Raw genomic sequence first — 15,486 nt, 5'->3', positions numbered from 1 at the left:
TTCTTGGTCCACTGGTAGTGCTCCAGCATCATCTTGTGGGTCTCTCGGCCGATGCCCGACTGCTTCGTTCCTCCGAATGCAGCATGTGCGGAGTTTGATGGAACTCCGTAAAAGCGGAAGGTAGCTGACCAGGCATGATGACGGAGACGGAGTGGCTTCGATACTGGTTGCAACGGTCTCCAGCCCTCTCGGTGGAGACGCTGGAGCGGCTCATGGAGCACCTGACTGAGGGGGAGGACGACTGACTGCCGGGTCTGCGCCGAGATGGTCGATCATGGCTTCGACGATGCACCCTTCCTGCTCGACTGGGTAGCCGCGGGTGAGGCAGCCGTTGGCGAGCGCCATGGCCGGACTCGCCAGCATAGTGCGGAGATCCGCCCAAACCGGGCTGTCGGGGGGCCAGGGTTCTTGCGGGGTGTGTGTCGGTGTCATGCCTATGTCGCAGATCACGGAACGGCTCCGAGCGGCCTTGGACAGCGAGTTCCAGATGGCGGTGGCGATCCGGGTTCCGCCGAGGTCTGCGTCTGGGGCTATGGCTATGCGCGCAGCCTGGTCTGCAAGGGTGGCGATGTGCCTGAGGATGTCGTGGCTGGGCATTCCGGCGTGATAGAGGATCGCGGGAGGTTTGGCGCTCGGAGCGAATACCTCGTTGACGGCCTCGGCGGCTTGGAGATTCTCGACGAAGATCAGATTTCTGCTGCGCAAGTCGAGCCGAAGGTTGGCGGTGGCTGCTGGCAGGAGAACGACTCCGAGGTCGTCGAGCGGACTGCAGCGATCACCAACGCGGACCGTGATCGGACCTGCAAGTCCGAGGCGGCTTTGTCCGCGTAGTCCGACCACCTCAGCCAAAGCGGACGGAACGCCTGATTCGCGCAGGATTCGGATTGCGCCGTCCCATGTCTTGCTGTTGCGGGTGTGTGCCAAGGAGAAGGCTCTCGGACTGGCGTGGCGTTTCCCAACTCCGATGTCATGCGCCAAAGCTGCCAGGATGGCGGCGCGTTTCGGTGCGGGCGCTGTGCGCCTCAGTTCCCGAACAAGGGCGTCGTCCAGGCGCTGGAGGTCGTCGGGTTCAATCCCGGCTGGGAGTTCGTCGAGCAGCTTGATTCTGTAGCGGGCCCGTTCCAGCGTGTTGGCGCTGTGCTCGCGGCTGGCTTCGAGTCCCTCGCGGTACAGACGCGCCTGTCCGCGTCCGGCGGTGGTGAGGTGCCAGCGTATGGGGGAACCAAGGGTGAGGTCCTCGGCAACTTCACAGCGAACAGTGACGGCTCCAACGCGCGCGAGGCTTACAGCTCGGGGCCAAGCGTTGTCGGAGAAGCGTGCCCTGATGGTGTTCCATGTGCGCGTGGAGGCGCCGAGAATAAAGCCGCGGTCGCCTTTGCGGCCCTCGCTCAGGACGGCTTCGATGGCGGCGGGGTCGGCCGGCGTGCTGGCCAGGAGGTCCACATACTTGTCTCTTAGGAGCTTGCCTCGTTGGAGGACAACGCGCCGGGTTCCGTCGCTATCGAGTCGGGTGCGCTGGACAGTACGGGCAAGCAGGCCTGTCGGGGTTCCTGCGAGATGCATCACCGGACCGTGGTGAGGCTGCAGGGCGGTGCTCATCTCCAGGGTGTCCGTCCTGCGAGCAGGGCATCGAGAGTGAGTTCGACACGTTCATTGTTTGCGTCGTAGCCGAACATCCGGGTGGCGGTGTTCAGTGCCTCGGTGTGGCTTGGATAGTGAAAGTACAGGAGGCCGCCGTAGAAGTCGGCGGCGTCGTCGACGAGGGCATCCTGGCACGTTCCCAGCACGCTGATCCCGTATTCCTCCGCAGTACTTGCGATGGCGGCGAGCACCTCACGGCGGTGGTGGTAACCGAGAGCGTCGCCGAGTTCATCGAGGATGAGGACTCTTCCTCGAGCATGTGGTGAGGCGAGCAGCGCCGCAAGGACGAGGTGGATGGAGAACAGCTTCTCCTGGGCGGCGTTGGTGATGTTGTTGTACGGGAGCATTTGCCCGGTGGGCGTGCGACGCCAGCAGGGTGTGATCTCACAGCGCCACAAGTCCGAGACGGACGCTGGCGGGGTGAGGGTGCGCCGTAGTTCGGCGCCGTACAGACCGGCCCCGCGGTTGAGGCGGTCGAGGGCGTCCTCGATGTCCTGGAGCGCCTGGTCGAGACGGAGGACGATGCTGTCCTGCGTGGCGCGCACACTCTGCTCCAGGTCGGCGACGGTCTGCTGGGCGGCGGCGAGCCCGACCTCGCGTTCCTCCCGGTTGGCTGCGACACGGGAACGGGTGCCTCGGTCGCTGTCCGCGCATGTGTCGAGCCAGTCCTGGATGGCGTCGGCCGGCCGTTCGAAGGCTGCGGCGCTGACGAACTGGCGGCTGCCTTCTTCGTCGGCTTGGTTCGCCCTAAGCTGCAGAGCTTGCGTGATGGCCGCGTTAGGAGCGCCCATGCCGCTGATCAAGTCGATCCCGAGATCGGCTATGGCCTGCTGCAGATGTCGGCCGGCCACCTCCCTGAGAGAGATCTCGCTTCGGCGTTCGGGCTGCGGCGCGTCGGGTTCCTGCTGTTGCCCGTCCGAGGGGAGATGAAGTGCGGCTCGAGCCTGCTCGGGGCCTCCCGCCCGCTCCATCCAGTAGCCGATGTTCAGCGCGGCACACTGACGGGCCAGGTCCTCGTCCTGCGCGAGGAGGCGTTGCTGTGCAGCTTCGGCTTCCTTGAGCTGTCGTGCGGCTTCCATGCGCTGTAGGACGAGAACCTTCTGCTTCACCAGCGCTTCCTCCTTCACCTGCGCCGCCTCGTCGGCTGCTGTCTGCAGGCGCAGCAGCTGGGGTGTGACGTCGGTGAGTTCGATCTCGAGTGCTTGGCGTCGTGTACGCAGTTCGACGGCTCTTTGTGCGTGCTCGAGGCGCCTTACATTCAGGTCGGCTTCGTCCTGGGTTTCTTGTGCGCGTCGCGCGGCCTCGGCCGTGGTGCGCAGCGTCTCCTGAGCCTGGTTGGCAAGGTGTTGGAGTTGTTCGAGGAGGGCGTGGCGGCCGGTGATCGGTTGGGGGAAGCCACCGAGAATCCGCAATCCCAGTTCCTGGTCGAGTGCTGTGATCGGACTGGTGGTGGTTTGGAGGCGCTCGGCCAGGGCGTGAAGGAAGGCCCGCAGCGGTGGTGGCGCGAAGACGGGAGAGCGGGGGGACGGGGTCTTCTGCCGCAGGACGAGTACGGCGCCAGGGAGCGAGGTGAGTTCGAGCGCGGCGCGGTCGGCCTCCTCAGCATCGATGCATACAGCGTCGCGATACAGAGCGAGGCGGGCTTCCCAGCGGGGGCGTTGGTTGGGTGGTACGTCGAGGCCGTCGAGCAGCCCGACGGCGTCGATGCCAGCGGCGGTGAGTATCTCGACGGTGCGTCCTGCTTGGCCGTAGTGTCCCTTCTCTGCCCGTTCAACGTCGTGCAGTGCACTGTTGTGGGCGTCTTCGGCCGCGGCGCGTCGCCCCTCCGATCGGATGCTGGCCGTGCGTGCTTCTTCTGCGGCCTGCCGGGCATCGCCCAAGCTGCCATGAGCTCCTGATGCTTCCCGCTCTACTTCCTGGATCTGATCCTGAGTCTTCTCGATGTCCACCTTCAGGCGCCGTTCCCGGTCACGGGCCATGTCTAGGTCATGCGTCGCGCGTTGGGACTTCTCCTCTGCATCGCGCCGGGCCTGTTCGACCTTCTTGGTGTCTTGCATCGAGGCCAAGTCCTCGCTGGCACGGCTGACAGCGCGTTCTGCATCAGCGAGTAGTGGCTGGATTCTCTCGCTGGCGGTGGACAGTTCCTGCTGCTTGTCGAGGACATCGAGCAGCCCCCTGGCGTAGTGCAGTCGCCAGAATCCCCATGACAGAGAGAGATTCCGGCGGGCCTTGTCGCGTTGCTCGATGGCGTGTAGAGCCTGTTGCTCCTGGGCGATGGCGTTCGCGTTCTCATGCTCCAGCTCTGCGAGCTGCGCTGTCTCCCGAGCCAGATCGCGGCGTACGACTTGATCTGTCTCCAGCAGGTGCGCTCGGCCCGTTAGATCGATCAGGGCTGATCCGATGCCGGCCGGTGTGAACTGGCCGGTCTCCAGTTTCAGGAGCGAGGGGCCACCACGGCGCTTGCCGCGGGACGTCAGGTACGCCAGGCAGCGAGGGACGGGGCCGTAGAGTCGCTCCGCATACTGGACAGCTCCCAGCGCTGGGCCCGGGAGCGACTTGAATATTGCAGGTGCCGCGCGGTGGCGTTCCTCGTCATCATGAGCGGTGGCCAGGTGTATGCCGGGCCCGTGGCGTACCTGCACGTAGGGGGCGGTGGCGGAGATCCTCATCCAGACCGTGTGGGCGGAGGCCAGAACATCGTCAGGGTCCGCGAACACGCCCGCGATGAAGCCGAAGGTTGCCGCGGGGTATCGCTGAGCGGCGACACCGGCAGTGTTCGGTTCGAACAGGAGCTGTGCGACGGCTGCCGGCCCCGGCCCGTACATGCGCCATTCGGGATCGCCGAGCAGGAGGGACATGCTGGCCAGCCAGCTCGTCTTGCCGGACTCGTTGGAGTCTTCGGGACCCTTGCCGGTGATGGCGACGAAGCAGCCTGGTACGAACACGACCGCAGTCGAGGGATGGCGCGCAATGTCGAACAGCTGCACGCACAGCAATTGGCGGTCGCCGATCACACCCAAGTCGATCTTCCGGCCGCTGGTCGGCTCGATGAGCGGAGCGTTGGTGATGCTCATGGTTCAGGCTCCTGTGGTGGCTGGAGCCCCGGTGTCGGCGGGGCGGTCTGCTCACGCCTCCGGCGGATGATGTCGGCCCACAACGAGTCGGGCAGGGTGATCAGCACCAGATCCTCCCAAAGCCTGGTGGACTGGGCCTCGGTCAGACGGAGCAGGGCAGGACCGGGAAGAAGCTGGCCGTGGTATCCCGAGCGAAGCAGGCGCCTGGCCTTGAGTCGTCTCACGGCGAATCTGACGTGGTCCCGCGTAAAGAAGTTGTCGGTGTTCGATCGGATCTCCGCTGCCGAGGTGCCTGGGCCGTCGCTGAGCCAGGACGTGGAGCGGTGCTGGCCTCCGGCCCTAGGAATGGCAATCGTGCGAAGAAGCGCGATGGCAAGTACGGCACGATCGACGTCCGGGAGGACTCCGATGCCGTTGGCGGCCATGCGGCGAGCAGTGGCATCGTCGTATCCGCTGGTGTAGCCCGAGATGCCACCGTGTACTCGTGGGAGCAGGACTCGGCCGGTCTCCTTGAGGCGGTGGGCGACGATGGCCCGCAACGCGTCGTCGGCCAGGGCGGGAAATGCCTGACTCGGCACGATGCCTTCCGAGATCTCCAGAGCTCCGATCGCTGCCTGGACAAGGGTTTCCTCGCGGTCGGACAGGACGCTAGTCATGGCTCTTCACCCTCTGGCTGTCTGGTGTTCGACTCGCGTGGCCGGGGGAGCTGGTCGTACACGCGACGCAGGGACTCTGCGAACGACTCGGGCAGGGCCGCAACCGCGGGGCCCAGTCGTAGGTAGCGGCCATCGCGGCAGATCAGCAAGAGCAGCTGAAGGTCTGTGTCGATAGCGGCGTTGACGGCTCGGGGATCTGCGCCGAACTCCCGCAGGGTGTCGACGACGTCCGCGCGCCCGAAGTGCTCTCCGGGGTAGGGGCTCTGGTGGACGTCACGCCAGGCGGCAGCGAGGCAGACGGCGAAGGTGACCGACTGCGTCACGCTGAGTCTTCGAACGGGATACAAGGCGGCGTCCTCGGGTACAGGCGTCACCGACCACCCCAGAGTCAGCCCACGCCGAAGAGCACCAGGCCGGCCTGCTGCCGCGGCTGGCGTAGGCAGTGGCCCCTCGCACATGACCAGCCGCCTGCCGCAGGCCAGCGCGAGACCCCGAGCGGCTTCGACCGTCTGTTCCGTTACATCCGTCAGGTCACAGAATCCCTGGGCCCGGGCCGAGGCCAGGAGGTAGGCAGGATCAGAGAGCGTCATGGTGTCCGTGCTCCCGTCTAAGAATTGGCCGCACATGCTGCTCGCCGGCCCGTCGGGAGAGGTAGACAGGGTGGAGGTAGGTCACCCACCCGATGCGGTCGACGATCAGCTCGATGCCGATACGCAGCTGATACGGCGCATACGGGTCCGCGTCGAGGCCCATCAGATCGGCCAGCAGACGGGCCGAAGAGCGCCAGCGAGATCGCCGCAGCTCCTCCGTAAGGTCAGCCAGGTCACCTTCCAGCAGCGCACGCTCAGCAAGATGTTCCTGTCGGCTCCGCTCGCGTGCACGTGCCTCGACCATGCGCTGGGCGGGGTCCGGCTCGCGCGGAACCTGCGGCATCGGGGGCCGGCTGCGAACCCGGAAGTGGGGCGCGAAGTCCTCCACCGTTTCCATCAGCGTCCCCGCGTCGAGCCAGGCGGACGGAGGGTCCACGACGAGGTCGGCACCGAACTGGCTGAGGAGTGCCAGCGGCGCGTGGCGTGCCGCTTCGAGATACTCCTCAGCGCTGAGCACCTCGAAGTCCAAACTCCGGCCACCTTGATCGATCACCCGCTGACCGGCAGCCGTCAGTGCCTGCTGGTATCGCTGTTCGGCGGAGACAAGCGCCACGGCTCGATGGTCGAGCGTGTGATCACCCGGGAAGAAGGCAGACACCTCCTCATTGAGCTGCTTCACCCGCATGCTCAGTCCCGGGTGGTTGTGCTCCCGCTGCTCCGCGGCCAGCTCCCGGATACTCGCTACCGCGACCAGACGTTCCAGGTGGATGGCGTACAGGGTCAGCATCTGCCGGCAGTACAGCAGGTTGAACTCGATCGCCCCCCTGTCACGGGTCGGCTGGCCGATGAGCGATCTGGTCTCGTCGAGCAGACCCACAAGCTCCTCGATCCCGCGGTGTCTGCGCAACCGCTCGTGGATCAGCGTCGCCGGGCCGACCGCTGGGTGCAGGGCGTAGCGCTGCTGGTGCCTCTTCGCGAGATAAGGCTGGATCGCGTCGTAATGCTCGAAGATCGTCCACCGAGAGTCGAAGAAGGCCTGCCCGTACTGCGGTGTGCGCTTCTCAGTGATCAGGGCCCAGACCTCGCTCTTGGTGGGGCCGCCGGACATTTCGCTGTCGGCGAATGCACCGACGAGGTCACGTGCGAATGCGAGGGCCTTGGGGCTCTCGAGGAGAGCTTCTCGGAACCTTGCCACGACCGCGCTGAAAGCGCGCACATTGCGGGCCTGCTGGCTCGGGCTGAGGCGTCTGGGCAGGCCTTCGGCCTTCCCAGGCGAATCAGACTCTTGCGGTAGCCCGTCCGAAACGCTCATTTCCAGCACTTCCAACATTTGCGAGCGTATTCATAGATATTCTGCGCCGGGGGTAGGGCACAGACAAGAGGGGTCCACCTATCTCATCGCTCCGGGGTTCGCTTTTCGTCGTCGGGCCCACGAGCTCGGGCGCCACGCTCGAGATCATCGCTCCCACCTGAGAGGAGTGCGACGCGGCGAAGATGGCTGAGCCCCTTCGCCCGCCGCCGACGAGCCGGGCCGGATCCTCGGGGGCGGGATGATTAGCGCCGTCGCCTCGGCCGTGCCGTACGTCTGCCTGGTGGGCGCAGAATATAGGGGATCAGCGCTCGCTCCAGAGCTTTCTTCTCGGATGGGCGGGATGAAGCCGACGGCGTGGCCGGAGTAGACCTGTCATCCGAAGAACGCGGCGAGGGCTGAGATTGCCCGGTCCGTCACATCGTTGACATCCCCAATCCCCGCGACGGTGATCAGCCTTCCTCGGGATCCGTACAGCGCACTTACTGGCTCGGTCATGTCTTGCCAGAGATCCCACCTGTCCGCAGTGGTCCGTCTGGAGTCATCTGGGCGGGCCGTGAGGGAGCCGCCGCAGTGGCACGTATCGTCCTGCTGGGGTGCCGCGTAGAGCAGGTGGTAGACGTGCGAGGAGTCGTTCCGGCAAATCCTCCTACCCGCTACCCTCCTAATCGCTTCAGACTTGGGGATCTCGAGTTTGAGGGCCACGTCGATCTCGAGTCCGTCCTCTGCCAGGATCTCCTCAAGCGCCTCCAGCTGCTCCAGTGACTTCGGAAAGCCGTCAAGCAGGAACCCGTGCTCCGCGTCAGCTTCGAGGAGACGCAGGTTGACCATGTCGAGCAGCACGTCGTCAGGGATCAACTCGCCGCGATCCATGCACTGCTTGGCGATCAAACCTGACTCTTCGCCATCAAGGATGTTCTGACGCAGGATGTCTCCGAGGTGCACTTTCGGGACATCGAGCACCTTCTTCAGGAACGCTGCTTGAGTTCCCTTTCCGGCGCCTGGTGGTCCGAGTAGGAGGATGCGAGTTGACTCTCGGGTCATGAGTCGGGCCACAGACGGTGTGATCCTCCGTCCATTCCCAGCGGATTTGTTGCCGCTCGCGGCAGAGCGGAGTAGCTCGTCGGCTTGGTCGCGAGCCGCCTGCACGATGGCGGCGGCCTCCTCCTTCGCCTTCCGGAGGATCTCCTGCGCCTCTGCCTGGTGGATGGAGAACGCACCTGGGCGGGCTGAAGGCTCCTCTGCTGCAAGGCCGGCCGTACCCGCTTGGGATGCCTTCGCGCTGCGCTGGAGCAGACGAACCCTTTTCCACCGCTCCCGCCAGGACTCCGTAACTCGTGGGTCGGCGCCAGCGAGCTGGCGGACCAGCTCCAACGTGAAGTCGATTGAGGGTAGCCGCTTCCCTTGGAGTGCCTCGGAGATTGCGGAGGCGGAGAGGGGTACGCGGCCTTGCTGCCGGGCGGCCTTCTCGATCGCCTTGTAGGCGGGAGCCCCCGCGTCGATCCTCAGCTCGTAGAGCGCCGCGGCGAAGTCGGCCAACGCGGCCTCGTAGGACCCGCGGGGGTCACGAACCTCTGCAGCTGTGGTCTCGTCCATGCTCTCCCTGCCCTGGTCGAACCACCAGCGTAGGCAGCACCGCCGAACGCCACCGGCGTTCAGCGAATTTCACCGAACGGCGTGCCTGTTCGGCGGCGAACGGCGGAAGCCCTTCGTTGTTCGGCGCTGGCCGAGGGCGGTCGGCGCTCTAGCTCATGGGCCTGGAACGCCGGTGTCATGAAGGGGCACACCTTGCTCCGACCGTCGGAGACGAACTGCGCGAGGATGAGGTTTCCCCATGCCGAAGATGCCCAAGGCCCCCTGTCCCGTCTGCGAGCGCCTGGTCGCGCTGCTGCCCACTCGCCGGGCCGGGTACGGCTCGGTCCACGACCACAAAAGGCACCCGCGCGAACTCGTGCTCTGCGGGGGCTCGATGACGCACGTCCCTCTCGCGAACGCGACCGCGTGGCAGGAGGAACTCGAGCTGGACGTGCAGGGATCCAGCCGGGATGCCGACGACACGTTGGCGCTGTTCTGATTCGGCCCCGTTCTCGGGGTACTTCGGTTGTGGCCGTGTTCAAGCCGACCCGGAGGCTGGCCACGACCGCGTGGTGCCGGCGGGTGGTCGCCGAGTCCGTGCCCCCGCCGCGGATCCGGTCGCGGCCGGGGTCGAGAGGCTCCACCCGCAGGACGAGCCGCCCCGCGCTCGGGGCTGACCGGCGGTCTCGACCAGTAGGAGCATTCCTCTCGGCTGTCTCGTCGAAGCCGCCGCTTCGCAGGCCTCTAGTGCTCTATGCGTCGGCTTCAATCAGCTTCTTCTTGCGATCGCGCGCAAACCTAACGAAACTGATGAAGAGGAATTTGACCCCAATTGAGGGAACGATGATTCCAGCGATGATCCACGTCGTTCCCCACCACCCGCGATCACCGTCGGGGTCCATGATGGGGATCCAGAGGAAGTTGCTCACAATTATGGCCAGCCACCTGCCGGTCTCTTTCGGTACCCGCCCAGCCCGAAACTCGAAGAATATAGTCAAGGCCATTAGGGTGATGAAGGAGTAGAGGCTGACCACCCATGGGATCGGGTACACATCGGAGGACCCCTCGACAAAGCGGATCTGTCGGGGCCACTCCCAAATCATGATCAGGGCCAATAGCTGCAAAGGGATAGAGCGCAGCCAGTCTCTGGCTACGACACGAAGTCGATCTTCGTGGCGAAGGGCGAAGTCGGCAAGACCCTCATATAGCGGGTTCGGTGCCGTCTCAGGGTCGAGCCCTTGCCTGGCACGCACGGCTTCAGCGAACGCGTCTTCTTCGCTCTCGGACCGAATGCGCATCCTTGCGTCGCCTGCGTAGGTTGAGATCCGCAGGCAAAAATCGTGCATGGAGTCGGCGTCCAGCCGTGCGGAACTTGATACCTGAACCCAGCTGGGCCTCTCCTCGGCAAGCCGTAACTGCTCGGTAAGATTGACCCAGAATAGCTCCTTCTTCTTCATGTCATATACGACAGCCACGATGGGGATGCGACTCTGCCGCCAATCGTCGAAATGGTCTTCGACTGGGATTGCATATCCGTTGGCTCGCTTGTACTTCTTGCCGCTCTTGACCTGGATTGCGATCCAGTAGCCTGTTCGTTTGCCGCCGCGCGTGAAGTTGATGATCAGGTCTTCGCCGTGATCATTCCCTCCATCGATCTCCTGAACGATGTGATCGTGGTCCTCAAGGAGTGTGCGCAGGGCGTTAACGCCAGCTCTCTCAATCCTGCGGCTCGAACGAACAGTTGACACCATCCCCCCTAGAACTAGGCAACCGTCAGGATACGGGCAGACGCTGACAGTGAGGGCTGGATCCAGTGACCCGCCGACGGCTGGCAAGGGAGCGGAAGCTGTGTGGATGTCAGCCGACGGTGATGGCGCGTCGCGGTTTCGGCCGAGGCGCCCGCGTCCCGGCCGACCCTTCATCCCTGCAAACCCCTGCCAGTGGCGCCATGGCGGCGCATGATCCCATCTGATCGCGCCGCGTGGTGTCGCCCGCGGCCCGTGGACCTCCCGCTGTGTGAGTCCCGCTCCGGGACCTGGACCTCGACGGCAAGCGGTGACGGCTGTAGACGAGCCGCCACGAGCTGAGCCGTGGGAGCGCTTACCGAGTGCGGGGTTGGCCAGCAGGCAGGGCTCGTGGTCAGTGGCAGGTGCGAGCATGAGCGAGAGGCAGGCATAGGACAGGGGGGCATGGATGGATCCGGAGGACTTCTTCGAGACCCGCCCAGGCGGTTGGTTCGGCGGACATGGCTCCCTGACGCTCGACGTGCACCTGGTGGAGGACCTGCGGCGGGGGCCCCTGGCCGATCGGTCGGACCTGGAGGTGGGGCTGGCCCTGACCAGGCTTCTCCATGAGGACTTCACTGCCTGCGGGACAGGCGGCGGTCAGCGCCTGGACGATGAGTCCGTAATGCTCGCGATCAAGGCCCATAGGGTTGTTCTGGAGCGCCTGGGAATGGAGCCTCCGCGGCTGCCGTTCCGCAACTTCTCTTCGTTCCGTGACTATTGGCGCCGAAACGGTATGTCCGGCGATGGAGGGTGGGCCGCTCGCCGCGAGTGCGTGGAGAGCCTGCTGGGGCCAGCCCGGGACGCCCTGGAACAGCTGGAGGAGGCCGAGTACGAAGCTCAGTTCAAGAAGGGGCCGACCGGCCGGTTCAAGAACCTTATCTTCGCGGCGGACGGCCCCAAACCCAAGATCGTCTTGCGGGATGCGGTCAACAACGATGTGGAGATCGTCTCGAACGCCGATAACTGCCTGGTGTTCACAGATCCGTTGTCGCCATATGGCCTGACATGGGGTGAGATGATTGCATGGTGGGCCGATCTGCAGCAGGCGGACCCGCACGACCGCCGCACCGCGCACGCGCTGTACGCGAGGCTCGCCGCATCGCTGGACTCCGAACCCGAGCGGCTTCTGTTCCGTACCTACTGTGCACGCTACGGCGCAGCGGAAGGCAATGAACTGCCGGCCCTCATACCGCAGGTCTACCTCCACTACGACCCCTACACCCGCAGGACGCCAGGCCACACATCGGCCCTCGCACGGCAGCGCATGGACTTTCTCCTCCTCACCCCGGACCGGTCGCGCATCGTCATCGAGGTCGATGGCGTCCAGCACTACGCCGACGCAACCGGTAAGGCGTCGCCCAGGCTCTATTCGGAGATGGCCGCCGAGGACCGGCGGCTTCGCCTCATGGGCTACGACATCTACCGCTTCGGCGGCCACGAGCTTGCTCGTCCAGATGCTTCCACCATGCTGCACTCGTTCTTCGGCGCGCTGCTCTCACGGCACAAGCGGCCTGGCGCTTGAAGCAGTTCGCGCTGCGCGGGCAGTGCCTTCGTCTGGGGGAGTTGCTCGACGTGTGCGCCGCTGGCGGCCAGCGGCGCGCACGGCCATCCGGCTGTCTTCGAAGCGACCTCGGCGGTGATGCGGAGGCCGCGTGGAGAGCGGCGGCTGCTGCGTAGCCCCGGCGACCCTCACCATCGGCGCAGCGCCCGCCTGCGCTGGCGGCTGCGGAACCGAGCCCGGCACCAAGGCCGGCTTGGCAGGGACCGAAACAGGGGACCGGTCCCTGCCACGCTCCGTCCTATCCGCCTACTACCTCACGCCGATCACCAGCTGGAGCATCTTCTGCTACACCTCGCAGTTGTGTGAGGGGAGTTCGGCGTACGGGCTGCTCGAGGGACGGGCTGCTCCGAAGCGACCGTAGCGGCGACCTCAGAACAGACCGAGCTTCTTCGGGGAGTAGCTGACGAGCACGTTCTTCACCGACTGGTAGTGCTCCAGCACCATCTTGTGGGTCTCCCGGCCGATGCCGGACTGCTTCATCCCGCCGAAAGCAGAATGTGCCGGGTAGGCGTGGTAGCAGTTCGTCCAGACGCGGCCCGCCTGGATCGCGCGGCCCGCCCGGTACGCCGTGTTGATGTCGCGGGTCCAGACGCCGGCGCCCAGGCCGTACGGGGTGTCGTTCGCGATGCGGATGGCGTCGTCGAAGTCCTGGAACGAGGTCACCGACACCACCGGGCCGAAGATCTCCTCCTGGAAGATCCGCATCCGGTTGTCGCCCTCGAAGATCGTCGGCTGGACGTAGTAGCCGCCGGCCAGGTCGCCGCCTTGGTCGATGCGCCCGCCGCCCGTCAGGAGCTTCGCGCCCTCCCGCTGGCCGATCTCCACGTACGACAGGATCTTCCGCAGCTGCTCTTCCGAGGCCTGCGCGCCGATCATCGTGTCCGTGTCCAGGGGGTGACCCGGGACGATCAGCTCGGTGCGGGCGACGGCCGCGTCGAGGAAGTCCCCGTACCGGCCGCGCTCGATCAGCGCCCGCGACGGGCTCGTGCACACCTCGCCCTGGTTGAGGGCGAACATGGCGAAGCCCTCCAGGGCCTTGTCGCGCAGGTCGTCGTCGACCGTCCAGATGTCGTCGAAGAAGATGTTCGGGCTCTTGCCGCCGAGTTCGAGGGTGACCGGCTTGAGGTGCTCCGCCGCGTACTGCATGATCAGCCGGCCGGTGGAGGTCTCCCCGGTGAACGCGATCTTCGCGACCCGCGGGCTGGACGCCAGCGGCTTGCCCGCCTCCTCGCCGAAGCCGTTGACGACGTTCACGACGCCCGGCGGCAGCAGGTCGGCCACCAGGCCCAGCCAGTAGTGCACCGAGGCCGGCGTCTGCTCGGCCGGCTTCAGCACCACCGTGTTGCCTGCAGCCAGGGCCGGGGCCAGCTTCCACACCGCCATCAGGAGGGGGAAGTTCCACGGGATGATCTGCCCGACCACGCCGAGGGGCTCGTGGAAGTGGTAGGCGACGGTGTCGTCGTCAATCTGGCTGAGTGAGCCCTCCTGGGCGCGCAGGGCGCCCGCGAAGTAGCGGAACTGGTCGATGGCCAGGGGCAGGTCGGCGGCCAGGGTCTCGCGCACCGGCTTGCCGTTCTCCCAGGTCTCCGCGACCGCGAGGGCCTCCAGGTGTTCCTCCGTCCGGTCCGCCATCCGCAGCAGGACGGCCGCCCGTTCGGCCGGGGAGGTCCGTCCCCAGGCGGGTGCCGCCGCGTGCGCCGCGTCGAGGGCGCGCTCCACGTCCTCCGCCGTGCCGCGGGCCACCTCGGTGAAGGTCTCGCCGGTGACGGGGGAGGGGTTGGCGAAGTACTGCCCGCGGACGGGTTCGACGTACTCGCCGCCGATGAAGTGGCCGTACCGGGATGCGTACGACATCAACGCGCCCTCGGTGCCGGGTGCAGCGTAGCGGGCCATGGTGTCCTCCCCTTCGTCGGGCGCGGCCGCCGTCGGCCGGCGCTCGGCAGGAGGCTAGGAGCGCGCAGGTTGCGGAGACGTTGCACGGCGGGGCGGCCGCGCCCGTCCCGCGGGCGGCTGCGGCACGGTGCCGAGTTCGCCGTCCAGGGACCGTACGCGGGCCAGCGCCGCCGGGCGGCCCTCGGGCGGCAGGGCTGCGGCCAGGGCCCGCCACACCTCCGGGTCGTCCGCGCCCCACGGCGTGCACACCCAGTCGGTCAGCAGGCCGGCGTCCGCCCGGGCGATCACGGCGGCCCGCGCCTGGTCCTCGATGCGGCGCCGCAGGCGTACGATGCCCGGCGCGGTGGAGGCGGGGAGGAGGGGGCCGGCGTAGTGCTGGAGGGCCGCCGAGACGGCGCCGGCGGCGAGGTGACGGGTGACGGTGGTGAAGTCCGCCCGGAGGGGAGCGGCCGGGCGGTAGGGGCGGGAGAGCGGGGCGCGGGCGCCCAGCAGACCGCGCAGCCGCGACATCTCTGCGCGTAACGTCACGGGTGATACGGATTCGTCCTCGTAGAGCTCGATCGCGAGCTCCTCACCGGTCAGCCCGTCGGGACGGTGGGCGAGCAGGGCCATGATTTCGCTGTGGCGCCTCCCCAGCCGGGTTCGCGCGCCGTCGGCGCCGACCAGCAGGGCCTCGTCCTGGCCGAGGGCCCCGAGGGTGTCCCCGGAGGCCCCGGTCACCGGGTCCGCCAGGGCGAGCTGGGACTCTGCCGCCCGGGCCACCGCCTGCACGAAGGCGAGCGAGTGGGGGTGGGCCAGGCCGTCGCCGCCGGTGATGTCCACAGCGCCCAGGACCCGGCCGGTACGGGGGTCGCGCACCGGGGCCGCGGCGCACGTCCAGGCGTGGACCCGCCGGCTGTAGTGCTCGGCCCCGAGGACCTGGACCGGCTTGCCCACCGCGACGGCCGTGCCGGGCGCGTTGGTGCCCATCGCGGTCTCGGCCCAGTGGGCGCCCGGGACGAAGCCGAGGCGCTCGGCGCGGCGCAGGGTGGCCGGTTCTCCCTCCACCCACAGCAGGCTGCCCCGGGCGTCGCACACCGCCAGCAGGTGCGACCCGTGTGCCGCGAATGCCCCGACCAGCTCCCGGAACAGCGGCATCACCCGGGCCAGCGGGTGCTGCGCCCGGTACGGCCGCAGATCCGCCTCGGCCAGTTCCACCGCCGGCGCGCAGTCCGGGCTGACGCGCGCGCGGGCACACCGCAGCCAGGACCTCGCGATCACCGCCCGGACCGGGGCCTCGACCCGCCCGTGCCGGGTGAATGCGGTGTGGGCCCTGCGCAGGACCCGCCCGTGCTCGACGGGGTCGGCTCCGGCCGGCAGTGCCAGCGGCGGCTCGTCCATGTCACCCTCCCGCGGGTTCC

General features: G+C 66.9%; 11 protein-coding genes. 2 read left to right on the top strand and 9 right to left on the bottom strand.

Features of this window, described 5'->3' with window-relative positions; genetic code table 11:
• Positions 1 to 210: 210 nt before the first annotated feature.
• The 6 genes from ACFV7Q_RS08130 to ACFV7Q_RS08105 form a co-directional block, all read right to left on the bottom strand.
• Positions 211 to 1,599, bottom strand: coding sequence for a hypothetical protein (locus ACFV7Q_RS08130; protein ID WP_385425104.1), 1,389 nt, complete (start codon positions 1,597 to 1,599; stop codon positions 211 to 213).
• On the bottom strand, positions 1,596 to 4,715 hold the full coding sequence (locus tag ACFV7Q_RS08125) for a hypothetical protein (RefSeq protein WP_385425102.1): 3,120 nt from the start codon (positions 4,713 to 4,715) through the stop codon (positions 1,596 to 1,598). Before ACFV7Q_RS08125 ends, ACFV7Q_RS08130 begins: the two co-directional genes overlap by 4 nt.
• The gene (locus tag ACFV7Q_RS08120; protein WP_385425099.1) at positions 4,712 to 5,371 is read right to left on the bottom strand and encodes a hypothetical protein; all 660 of its coding nucleotides are present in this window, start codon (positions 5,369 to 5,371) and stop codon (positions 4,712 to 4,714) included. Before ACFV7Q_RS08120 ends, ACFV7Q_RS08125 begins: the two co-directional genes overlap by 4 nt.
• Positions 5,368 to 5,745 (bottom strand): hypothetical protein, encoded by a 378-nt coding sequence (locus ACFV7Q_RS08115; protein ID WP_385425097.1) that lies wholly within the window; start codon positions 5,743 to 5,745, stop codon positions 5,368 to 5,370. The genes ACFV7Q_RS08120 and ACFV7Q_RS08115 overlap by 4 nt, the downstream gene beginning before the upstream one ends.
• 202 nt (positions 5,746 to 5,947) lie before the next feature.
• Positions 5,948 to 7,291 (bottom strand): hypothetical protein, encoded by a 1,344-nt coding sequence (locus tag ACFV7Q_RS08110; protein ID WP_385425094.1) that lies wholly within the window; start codon positions 7,289 to 7,291, stop codon positions 5,948 to 5,950.
• A gap of 354 nt (positions 7,292 to 7,645) precedes the next feature.
• Positions 7,646 to 8,866 carry a nucleoside monophosphate kinase gene (locus ACFV7Q_RS08105; protein ID WP_385425091.1) on the bottom strand — a complete coding sequence of 407 codons (1,221 nt, stop codon included), beginning with the start codon at positions 8,864 to 8,866 and terminating at the stop codon, positions 7,646 to 7,648.
• 238 nt (positions 8,867 to 9,104) lie between these two features.
• On the opposite strand from ACFV7Q_RS08105, the gene ACFV7Q_RS08100 reads away from it, so the two are divergent.
• Complete coding sequence (locus tag ACFV7Q_RS08100) at positions 9,105 to 9,344, top strand: hypothetical protein (protein ID WP_376565534.1); 240 nt, start codon at positions 9,105 to 9,107, stop codon at positions 9,342 to 9,344.
• Positions 9,345 to 9,597: 253 nt separating this feature from the next.
• Here the strand turns inward: ACFV7Q_RS08100 and ACFV7Q_RS08095 are convergent, their stop codons facing one another.
• Positions 9,598 to 10,596, bottom strand: a complete 999-nt coding sequence (locus tag ACFV7Q_RS08095; RefSeq protein WP_385425089.1) for a DUF4365 domain-containing protein — start codon at positions 10,594 to 10,596, stop codon at positions 9,598 to 9,600.
• Between the two features lie 442 nt (positions 10,597 to 11,038).
• On the opposite strand from ACFV7Q_RS08095, the gene ACFV7Q_RS08090 reads away from it, so the two are divergent.
• Positions 11,039 to 12,154 (top strand): hypothetical protein, encoded by a 1,116-nt coding sequence (locus tag ACFV7Q_RS08090; protein WP_385425087.1) that lies wholly within the window; start codon positions 11,039 to 11,041, stop codon positions 12,152 to 12,154.
• Between the two features lie 408 nt (positions 12,155 to 12,562).
• Here the strand turns inward: ACFV7Q_RS08090 and ACFV7Q_RS08085 are convergent, their stop codons facing one another.
• Entirely contained in the window at positions 12,563 to 14,086 is a 1,524-nt protein-coding gene (locus ACFV7Q_RS08085; protein ID WP_385425084.1) for an aldehyde dehydrogenase family protein, read from the bottom strand.
• A gap of 54 nt (positions 14,087 to 14,140) precedes the next feature.
• Positions 14,141 to 15,466, bottom strand: coding sequence for a GAF domain-containing protein (locus ACFV7Q_RS08080; RefSeq protein WP_385425081.1), 1,326 nt, complete (start codon positions 15,464 to 15,466; stop codon positions 14,141 to 14,143).
• Between the last annotated feature and the right edge of the window lie 20 nt (positions 15,467 to 15,486).

Origin of the sequence: Streptomyces sp. NPDC059851, from assembly GCF_042732005.1 — a bacterium.
Lineage (GTDB): Bacteria > Actinomycetota > Actinomycetes > Streptomycetales > Streptomycetaceae > Streptomyces.
The sequence above is the reverse complement of the archived record's forward strand: the minus strand, read 5'-3'. Positions and strand labels throughout refer to the sequence as shown.

Excerpts from the sequence above, each read along its gene's own strand:
- ACFV7Q_RS08125 (WP_385425102.1), bottom strand. The coding sequence starts at position 4,715 with ATGAGCATCACCAACGCTCCGCTCATCGAGCCGACCAGCGGCCGGAAG.
- ACFV7Q_RS08100 (WP_376565534.1), top strand. The coding sequence starts at position 9,105 with ATGCCGAAGATGCCCAAGGCCCCCTGTCCCGTCTGCGAGCGCCTGGTC.
- ACFV7Q_RS08080 (WP_385425081.1), bottom strand. The coding sequence starts at position 15,466 with ATGGACGAGCCGCCGCTGGCACTGCCGGCCGGAGCCGACCCCGTCGAG.
- ACFV7Q_RS08110 (WP_385425094.1), bottom strand. The coding sequence starts at position 7,291 with ATGTTGGAAGTGCTGGAAATGAGCGTTTCGGACGGGCTACCGCAAGAG.
- ACFV7Q_RS08095 (WP_385425089.1), bottom strand. The coding sequence starts at position 10,596 with ATGGTGTCAACTGTTCGTTCGAGCCGCAGGATTGAGAGAGCTGGCGTT.
- ACFV7Q_RS08120 (WP_385425099.1), bottom strand. The coding sequence starts at position 5,371 with ATGACTAGCGTCCTGTCCGACCGCGAGGAAACCCTTGTCCAGGCAGCG.
- ACFV7Q_RS08105 (WP_385425091.1), bottom strand. The coding sequence starts at position 8,866 with ATGGACGAGACCACAGCTGCAGAGGTTCGTGACCCCCGCGGGTCCTAC.
- ACFV7Q_RS08085 (WP_385425084.1), bottom strand. The coding sequence starts at position 14,086 with ATGGCCCGCTACGCTGCACCCGGCACCGAGGGCGCGTTGATGTCGTAC.
- ACFV7Q_RS08090 (WP_385425087.1), top strand. The coding sequence starts at position 11,039 with ATGGATCCGGAGGACTTCTTCGAGACCCGCCCAGGCGGTTGGTTCGGC.
- ACFV7Q_RS08130 (WP_385425104.1), bottom strand. The coding sequence starts at position 1,599 with ATGAGCACCGCCCTGCAGCCTCACCACGGTCCGGTGATGCATCTCGCA.